Here is a 577-nt window from a genome sequence, read left to right on the forward strand (position 1 = left end):
TGATGGTAAAGACGGTAGAGACGGTGTTGACGGTAAGGATGGCAAGTCGCCACTTGTAGAACAAATCGAAGTTCGTGAGGGAGACAAGGTTATCGGTACTACCATTATCATCAAAGATGGTGACGGTCAAGAAATCAGTCGTCAAACTATTCTCAACGGTCGCGATGGTAAGAATTCAGAAGTCACAGTGACCCCAGGAACTGACCAAGACGGTAATTCAGGTCAAACGATTACTATTGTTAAGCCAGACGGCAGTCGCGAAACCACCTTTATCCGTGATGGTAAAGACGGTAGAGACGGTGTTGACGGTAAGGATGGCAAGTCGCCACTTGTAGAACAAATCGAAGTTCGTGAGGGAGACAAGGTTATCGGTACTACCATTATCATCAAAGATGGTGACGGTCAAGAAATCAGTCGTCAAACTATTCTCAACGGTCGCGATGGTAAGAATTCAGAAGTCACAGTGACCCCAGGAACTGACCAAGACGGCAATTCAGGTCAAACGATTACTATCGTTAAGCCAGATGGCAGTCGTGAAACTACCTTTATCCGTGATGGTAAAGACGGTAGAGACGGT

General features: G+C 46.3%; 1 pseudogene. It reads left to right on the forward strand.

The annotated features are described in order from the left end of the window. Positions 1-577 (forward strand): annotated as a pseudogene (locus C1G57_RS09170) (YSIRK signal domain/LPXTG anchor domain surface protein); the annotation flags it as partial.

The sequence above is a fragment of the Streptococcus suis genome (assembly GCF_002960425.1).
Lineage (GTDB): Bacteria > Bacillota > Bacilli > Lactobacillales > Streptococcaceae > Streptococcus > Streptococcus suis_S.